General features: G+C 38.4%; 9 protein-coding genes. All 9 read left to right on the forward strand.

Features of this window, described 5'->3' with window-relative positions:
• Window positions 1–50 precede the first annotated feature (50 nt).
• On the forward strand, window positions 51–830 hold the full coding sequence (locus tag ACFFIS_RS16820; protein WP_446686916.1) for a phage antirepressor: 780 nt from the start codon (window positions 51–53) through the stop codon (window positions 828–830).
• Between the two features lie 18 nt (window positions 831–848).
• The gene (locus tag ACFFIS_RS16825) at window positions 849–3,194 is read left to right on the forward strand and encodes a virulence-associated E family protein (RefSeq protein ID WP_390188458.1); all 2,346 of its coding nucleotides are present in this window, start codon (window positions 849–851) and stop codon (window positions 3,192–3,194) included.
• A 259-nt stretch (window positions 3,195–3,453) separates the two neighbouring features.
• The gene (locus tag ACFFIS_RS16830; RefSeq protein ID WP_320381622.1) at window positions 3,454–3,735 is read left to right on the forward strand and encodes a VRR-NUC domain-containing protein; all 282 of its coding nucleotides are present in this window, start codon (window positions 3,454–3,456) and stop codon (window positions 3,733–3,735) included.
• Entirely contained in the window at window positions 3,716–5,074 is a 1,359-nt protein-coding gene (locus tag ACFFIS_RS16835; protein ID WP_390188460.1) for an SNF2-related protein, read from the forward strand. Before ACFFIS_RS16830 ends, ACFFIS_RS16835 begins: the two co-directional genes overlap by 20 nt.
• Window positions 5,071–5,529 carry a hypothetical protein gene (locus ACFFIS_RS16840; RefSeq protein WP_320381621.1) on the forward strand — a complete coding sequence of 153 codons (459 nt, stop codon included), beginning with the start codon at window positions 5,071–5,073 and terminating at the stop codon, window positions 5,527–5,529. The genes ACFFIS_RS16835 and ACFFIS_RS16840 overlap by 4 nt, the downstream gene beginning before the upstream one ends.
• 213 nt (window positions 5,530–5,742) lie before the next feature.
• Complete coding sequence (locus tag ACFFIS_RS16845) at window positions 5,743–6,108, forward strand: HNH endonuclease (protein ID WP_342293805.1); 366 nt, start codon at window positions 5,743–5,745, stop codon at window positions 6,106–6,108.
• Between the two features lie 105 nt (window positions 6,109–6,213).
• Entirely contained in the window at window positions 6,214–6,765 is a 552-nt protein-coding gene (locus ACFFIS_RS16850) for a P27 family phage terminase small subunit (RefSeq protein ID WP_061114380.1), read from the forward strand.
• An 18-nt stretch (window positions 6,766–6,783) separates the two neighbouring features.
• Window positions 6,784–7,959 (forward strand): methionine adenosyltransferase, encoded by a 1,176-nt coding sequence (gene metK / locus ACFFIS_RS16855; protein ID WP_390188461.1) that lies wholly within the window; start codon window positions 6,784–6,786, stop codon window positions 7,957–7,959.
• Window positions 7,940–8,550: ParB N-terminal domain-containing protein (locus tag ACFFIS_RS16860; RefSeq protein ID WP_390188463.1), on the forward strand; the 611-nt coding region annotated here is incomplete at its 3' end. The genes metK and ACFFIS_RS16860, both read left to right, overlap by 20 nt.

Here is an 8,550-nt window from a genome sequence, read left to right on the forward strand (position 1 = left end):
GTGAGGGTAAATTTATTTACTCTACAACTATTTGTAGGAGGTTCATTAATATGATGAACAATTTAAAAGTATTTGATTTTGAAGGCAGTTCAGTTAGAACGGTATTAAAGGAAGGCAATCCATGGTGGGTTGCAAAGGATGTTTGTGAAGTCTTAGGTATATCAAAACATCGTGATGCTGTTGAAAAACTTGATGCTGATGAAAGGGAGCCGATAAAGGTGGACACCCTTGGCGGGCCGCAAAATATGGTTTGTATAAATGAAAGTGGTTTATACACGTTGATTATTCGCTCAAATAAACCAAATGCTAAAAAATTTAGAAGATGGATTACGCATGACGTTCTTCCATCTATTCGAAAACATGGATTGTACGCAGTGGATGAGGTATTAGCTAATCCAGATATTTTGATTAAAGCACTGGAAGAATTAAAGGCAGAACGGTTAAAAAATAATCAATTATCAGAAACAGTGAAAGTCCAGGAACAGCAAATTGTTGAAATGAAACCCAAAGCAAGTTATTACGATGTTGTTTTAAATTGTGAGGACGCAGTTGCAATTTCAGTGATTGCCAAAGATTATGGGAAGTCTGCTCGCTGGTTAAATAAATACTTACACGAACAAGGGGTTCAATATAAACAAGGGAAGATTTGGTTGCTCTATCAAAACCATGCTGAGTTTGGATATACAACAACAAAAACTCACACATTTAAAGATAGCAATGGTTATAATCGTTCAAAAGTTCATACGTATTGGACGCAAAAAGGCCGATTGTTTATTTATGACTTACTTAAATCAAAAGGCATCTTACCAAAAATTGAAATGGACAGTTAAGCATTGGAGGTAATCAATATGAAAATAGCTGTCGGAAATAGTCGAATGGACAGAAAGTGGAAGAACAAAGATGTAACGTGGGACGAGTTTATTAATCTAGTGAATCAAACAATCCGTACAACTGAAACGGTAGATGAATATAGAAAAATGAATCGTGCAAAACAAGATGCAACAAAGGATGTTGGCGGCTTTGTTGGCGGTGCTTTAAAGCAGGGGAAAAGAAGGAACGGACATGTTTTGTCTCGTTCGCTTCTTACCCTTGATATGGACTATGCAGTACCTGGTATTTGGGATCAAATTGAACTTCTTTATGATTTTAAATGCTGCGTATATTCAACACATAAACACACTCCTGAAAAACCAAGGTTACGTTTAATTATTCCGTTTAAACGTGATGTTTCGGAAGATGAATATCCAGCGGTCGCAAGAATGGTCGCAAAAGAAATCGGTATTGATTATTTTGATGACACGACATACGAACCTTCAAGGTTAATGTATTGGCCATCGACACCATCAAATGGTGAGTTCTTTTTTGAGAAAAAAGATGGTGAGTTATTAAATCCCGATTTCTATTTGTCGAAATATGACGATTGGAGAGATACGACAACGTGGCCTGTGTCATCAAGACAGTCAGAAGTTGTACAACGAAATATCAAAAAACAGGCTGATCCACTAGAGAAGGATGGCATTATTGGTGCTTTTTGTAGGGCTTATTCTATCGAAGAAGCTATTGATAGTTTTTTGTCGCATGTGTATGAGCCAAGTTTGATGGAAGGAAGATTTGATTATATTCCAGCTGATTCGTCTGCGGGAGTCGTTGTATATAACGGAAAATTTGCTTATAGCCATCATGCAACAGATCCTGCTTCAGGAAACTTATTGAATGCATTTGACCTCGTTCGATTACATTTGTTTCAAGATTTAGATGACAAAACATCTTATTCAACCGCAGTAACAAAACTTCCATCCTTTAAGGCTATGACCGAGTTTGCTTTAAAGGATGAGCTAGTGAAAGTGCAGTTCGCAGAAGAACGTAAAGAACAAGCGGAAATTGAGTTTACAGAAGATGACTGGGAAGGACAGCTTGAGCTTGATAAAACAGGTGCAGTTAAAAATACACTTAGAAATCTAACCTTAATACTGGAGCATGATGAAAATCTTCAAGGGATTGTTTTTAATGAGCTATCAGACAACTTGGAGATTGTTAGTCCTGTTCCTTGGTCGCATCCATCTAAATATTGGCGGGATGCGGATGATGCTCAGTTAGTTAGTTATATCGATACGCACTATGGAACGTTTTCAGCTAGAAATTATGATATTGCAATTGCGAAAGTGGCTGATGATAGGTCGTATCATCCGATTCGAGATTACCTTGATGAATTGCCTGAGTGGGATAAAGTGCCACGAGTCGATACGTTATTAATTGATTATTTAGGAGCGGAAGATAATCCATATGTTCGTGCTGTAACAAGAAAAACATTATGTGCGGCAATATCTAGAGTTCTCACACCTGGTATTAAATTTGATTCAATGCTCGTTTTAAATGGCCCACAAGGAGTCGGGAAAAGTACGCTAATTGCAAGGCTTGGTGGTGAATGGTTTTCGGACAGCTTAAGTTTATCGGACACAAAAGATAAGACAGCTGCTGAGAAATTACAAGGTTACTGGATCATTGAAATCGGAGAACTTGCTGGACTTAAAAAAGCAGAAGTAGAAACACTGAGGAGTTTCCTTTCACGACAAAACGACATTTATCGAGCGAGTTTTGCAAAAAGAGTTACACCACATTTAAGGCAATGTGTATTCTTTGGAACAACTAATGCTGAAAAAGGTTATTTAAGGGATACGACAGGTAACAGACGATTTTGGCCTGTGAAAACTCCAGGCGATGGAGTAAAGAAATCGTGGGAAGTAACTGAAGAAGAAGTGCTGCAAATATGGGCAGAAACACTCGAATACGTGAAGCAGGGTGAAAAGCTGTACCTTGAACATGATATTGATCAGTTAGCAAAAGAAGAACAGCGAATGGCGATGGAATCGGACGAGCGAGAAGGGTTGGTTCGTGAATATTTAGAAACTCTACTTCCTGATGATTGGGACGATATGGACTTATTTGAACGTAGAGCATTTATCAATGGAACTGAATTTGGTGATAGTCCAAAACAAGGTGTTTGGAAACGGGAGCATGTTTCTAATATGGAGATTTGGTGTGAATGTTTCCAAAAGGAACGTTCCAATTTAAGACGGATAGATGGTAACGAAATATCAACCATTATGGCCAGCATTGGTGGCTGGACAGGTTTATCAAAGAAAAAGAGACTTCCCATTTACGGAACGCAGTGGGTGTATGAATTAAAAAAGTGACGTTCCAAAAAATCGAGTTTGGAACAAAAACATCACATTGGAACAGAATATTATGTTCCTGGAACAAAATATAAGAAGTTCGTCACATAGTTAGGAACAGCAATCAACCTATGTTGTATAAGGGTTTGTGAAAAACTTGTTCCAATGTTCCAAGAAAAATATGATATTAGGAAAATATAAGAATATAGGGTTAAATCACGCAAATACGCATATACGCGCGTAAGAAAGTTTAAAAACGTTTGGAACAGGAGAGTTTGGAATGCGGGAAAAAACTATCGAGTTAAAGTTAAGTGAAGCAGTTAGAAATATGAAGGGTTTATCTATTAAACTTACATCTCCGGGTTTTGATGGATTGCCTGATCGGTTAGTGTTACTGCCAAACGGAAAAATCGGCTTTGTTGAAGTGAAGGCACCTGGGAAGAAACTCAGACCGCTTCAGCAGAAAAGAAAACAGCAGTTAGAATCACTAGGTTTTATCGTCTTTTGTCTAGATGATCCTGAAAGTATTGGAGGGATGTTGGATGAAATTCAAGCCACATAAATATCAGGAGTTTGCAACAAATTTTATTATAGAAAATCCTATAACGGCAATATTTCTTGAAATGGGTCTCGGTAAAAGTGTGATTACACTGACTGCTATTTATGAATTGATGTTAGAACGATTTGAAGTTGATAGGGTTTTAGTAATCGCACCGCTCAGGGTTGCTAGAAATACGTGGCCAGAAGAAATTGAAAAATGGAGTCACTTGAAAGGATTAACTTATGCAGTTGCTGTTGGGACAGAAAAAGAGCGCTTAGAAGCACTATATTCAGATGCCCACATTTATATCATTAATCGTGAAAATGTAGAATGGTTGATTGCTAGAAGCGGTATCGATTTTAATTTTGATATGGTCGTTATTGATGAATTATCATCGTTTAAATCTCATCAATCAAAACGCTTTAAAAGCTTGATGAAAGTGAGACCTAATATTAAAAGAATAGTTGGTTTAACAGGAACACCTTCATCGAATGGCTTAATGGACTTATGGGCGGAGTACCGATTACTTGATATGGGTGAAAGATTAGGGAAGTTCATCGGACGTTTCAGAGAATCATACTTTGATCCTGACAAAAGAAATCAATATATGATTTTTTCATATAAACCAAAACCAGGGGCGGAAGAAGCGATATATGAAAAAATAAGCGATATCACTATCAGCATGAAAGGGACGGACTATTTAAAACTACCCGATTTAGTCATGAATGAAATGCCTGTTTCGTTAAATCAGAAAGAAAAAGAAACGCTTGATGTCATGAAACGTGATTTGATTACAACGATAAAAGGGGAGGACATAACCGCTTCAAATGCAGCGGCTTTATCAAATAAACTTCTTCAAATGGCAAATGGTGCAGTTTACGATGATAACGGTTCTGTCACTCAAATACATGACCGAAAACTCGAAAAGCTAGAAGATATCATTGAAGCAGCAAATGGTAAACCAGTATTAATTGCTTATTGGTTTAAACACGACCTGCTCCGAATACAAAACCGATTTAAGGTAGAAGTTTTAACAAGTAGTGATTCGATTAAGAAATGGAACGATGGAAAGATTCAAATTGCAGCCATCCATCCAGCATCGGCAGGACATGGTTTAAATTTACAAGCGGGTGGTTCAACCCTCGTATGGTTTGGACTAACTTGGAGCTTGGAGTTATATCAACAAACAAATGCAAGGCTGTATAGGCAAGGACAAACAGACACAGTGATTATCCATCATTTAATCGCTAAAGAAACAATGGACGAGCGTGTGATGGATGCTTTAAATAAAAAGAATAATACGCAGTCAGCACTCATTGATGCGGTGAAAGCAACGTTAAAAGGGGGAATTCCTGTATGAATATTGTATGGCACTACCTAGATAAACGAGCAGCAACGATTGATGTGATAAAAGATTATAATAGTATGAAACACATTATAGATAATACCGATGACGACATTGCAATCCTCCATGACGGAATGTTGTCCCCAAGTGCACCAGTGAATGATGGCATGCCTTCCGTACACAATCCAAAAGCAAATGAAAATCGTATTGCATATAGCATCGATAAAATTGATGTGCTGAAAGAAAGATTAAGACAGGCCATCGAATATATGAATTGGTTCCAGCCTGCTTGGGATGAGTTAACGGAAGATGAACAGTTTGTTCTGTATGAATTTTATATGGTGGAAGACCAAAGACGAACCGATGCTGTGCATACGATTTGTGATTACTTTAAGATTGAAAGGTCATCTGCCTACAACAAAAAGAATAGAGCGTTGGATAGGTTGACACTACTGCTTTATGGCAAGTGAGTAAAATCGCGGATGCATTTAGACATTACGCAGGTTATAGTGGTAGTATGGAAAAAGTATCAAAGTGAATCAAAATACCCTTTGAATTTTCAAGTGAGTAATATTGCGGACGCTTTTTGACTTTGAGCATGTTATGGTATTAATATAGACGAAATATCGCAAGCCTTCGTGGGAGAAATCCTGCGGGGGCTTTTTTGTTTGGAGGTGAAAGTTATGCCAAGGAAACCAAGGCGACCTTGTTCACAGCCAGGATGTCCTGAGTTAACGCATGAACGCTTTTGTGATGAACACCGGAAGGCAGAGGCGAGAAGATATGAAAGGTATCAACGTAATCCAAACACCGCCAAGCGATACGGACGTGCATGGAAAAGGATACGTGACCGTTACGTTGCAAAGAACCCGCTCTGCGAGGAGTGTAAGCGAAACGGGAAGCTAACTCCAGTCCAAGAAGTACATCACATCCTACCGCTGTCACGTGGTGGAACGCATGACGAAAGCAATCTGATGTCTGTTTGCACACCTTGTCACTCATCGATTACCGCGCGAGATGGTGATCGTTGGCGAAGGGGTAGGGGGTAATCAATCTCTACAACTTATTATGTGGACAACGGGCGGGGAACGTCACGCAAAAAGTCGCGATTTCAAACAGGGTATATAGGGGGCGAGCAGAAATGAGGTGTTGAAATGGCCAAGGATGGAACAAATAGAGGTGGCGCTCGGGTTGGTTCAGGACGTAAAAGAAAGCCATTATACGAAAAATTAGAAGATGGCAATCCAGGTAGACGAAAATTAGAAGTGCTCGAATTTACACATGCGCCTGACCTTCAAGGACAAGAAATGCCACCACCAAGAGAAATGTTATCTGCCACAGAAAAGGACGGTTCAACTCTTGAGGCAGCAGAAATTTATGAAGAAACATGGAATTGGCTAAATGAAAGGGACTGTGCTCATTTAATCATGCCGCAACTTTTAGAAAGGTATGCAATGAGTGCAGCAAGGTGGATGCAGTGCGAGGCGGCTGTGACCGAGTTTGGCTTTTTAGCAAAACATCCAACAACAGGAAATGCCATGCAAAGTCCCTACGTTGCTATGAGTCAAAACTTTATGACACAAACCAATCGACTCTGGTTAGAAATTTACCAAATTATAAGAGAAAACAGTGCAACAGAATTTATTGGAGCGAATCCACAAGATGATATGATGGAGCGCTTATTAACGATGCGTAAAGGCAAATAACGGAAACGAGGTAATGTGATGACGATTAAATATTTAACAGCTGAAAGTGTATGTGCAGGACATCCTGATAAACTATGTGATTTAATATCCGATAGTATTTTGGATGCTTGTTTAGCAAAAGATAAATCTTCACGTGTGGCATGTGAGGTACTTGCGACAAGAGGAAAAATTATCGTGGCGGGCGAAATCTCCTGTAGCGAAAAGGTAAATATTAAAGAAGTTGTAAAAAGTGTATTAGTGGATGTTGGATATGAACCTTCAAATTTTAAAATATCTGTATATGTACAGAAACAAAGTGCAGATATTGCTGAAGCGGTAGATACAGCACTTGAAGCACGACAAAGAATTAAAGAACCTTATGGAACGATTGGTGCAGGTGATCAAGGAACAATGTATGGGTATGCAACAAAGGAAACAAAAGAAATGCTACCTTTACCATTAATTCTTTCACATAAAATTGTAAAACGGTTAGATGAAGTGCGAAAAGGAAAAATTATTAAAGGGTATTTTCCAGATGGGAAAGCGCAAGTCACGATTGAATATAAAAATAATCAACCAGTCAGAGTAAAAACAATCGTTGTATCAGTTCAGCACCAAGCTTATAAAAGACAAGTAGAAATCGAACAGGATATTATCGAAAATGTTTTATGGCAGGTTTTTGAAGATTTCCCGTTTGATGAAGATACAAATATTTTAATCAATCCGTCAGGACGATTTGTTGTCGGAGGACCGACAGCTGATACAGGATTAACTGGAAGAAAACTGATGGTTGACACTTACGGAGGTTTTACAGCGCATGGTGGTGGGGCATTTTCAGGAAAGGATCCTACCAAAGTTGATAGAAGTGGTGCTTATATGGCAAGGCATATTGCAAAGCATATCGTGTGGTGTGATTACGCAGACAAATGTGAAGTAAGTATTTCATATGCCATTGGAAAGGCAAGTCCTGTCGCATTTTCAATAAATACATTTGGCACGGGAAGTGTTTCAGATTCAATACTTGAACAAGCAGCTCTAGCAGTATTTAACTTAAAACCAGCAGCGATTATTGAATACTTACAGTTGCGAGATGTTCACTATGCCGAAACAGCAGTTTATGGCCATTTCGATAGTTGGTTATTCCCATGGGAAGACGTGAAAAGGTATAAAGAATTTAATCAGGTGGTGAGTAAATATGATAATAGAGAAGATTAAAGTTGAACAACTTATTCCCGCTGATTATAATCCGAGAAAAGATTTACAACCTGGTGACAGCGAATATGAAAAAATTAAACGGTCACTTGAAGAATTTGGGTATGTTGATCCAGTCATTTGGAACAAGACAACTGGAAGAGTGGTTGGGGGGCATCAACGTTTAAAAGTTTTGGCAAGCATGGGACGAACTGAAGTCGAATGTGTCGTGGTCGAATTAAATGAAGAAAAAGAGAAAGCATTAAACGTTGCTTTAAATAAAATTAGCGGTGATTGGGATAAAGAAAAACTAGCTGTACTTATGACGGATTTAGATGCAGCAGATTTTGATGTTTCACTCACAGGTTTTGATGCAGCTGAAATTGATGATTTGTTTAAAGATACACTTCGAGATGGAGTAGAAGATGATGACTTTGATGTCGATGAAGAACTTCAAAACCCACCAATAACAATGCAAGGTGATGTTTGGGTTTTAGGTAGACATCGACTTGTATGTGGAGATAGTACGAAAAAAGAAACTTTTGATAAGTTAATGGAGAATAAAAAAGCAAACTTGGTTGTCACTGATCCACCTTATAATGTTGATTATGAAGG

Origin of the sequence: Paracerasibacillus soli, assembly GCF_042432965.1 — a bacterium.
Taxonomy (GTDB): Bacteria; Bacillota; Bacilli; order Bacillales; family Amphibacillaceae; genus Paracerasibacillus; species Paracerasibacillus soli.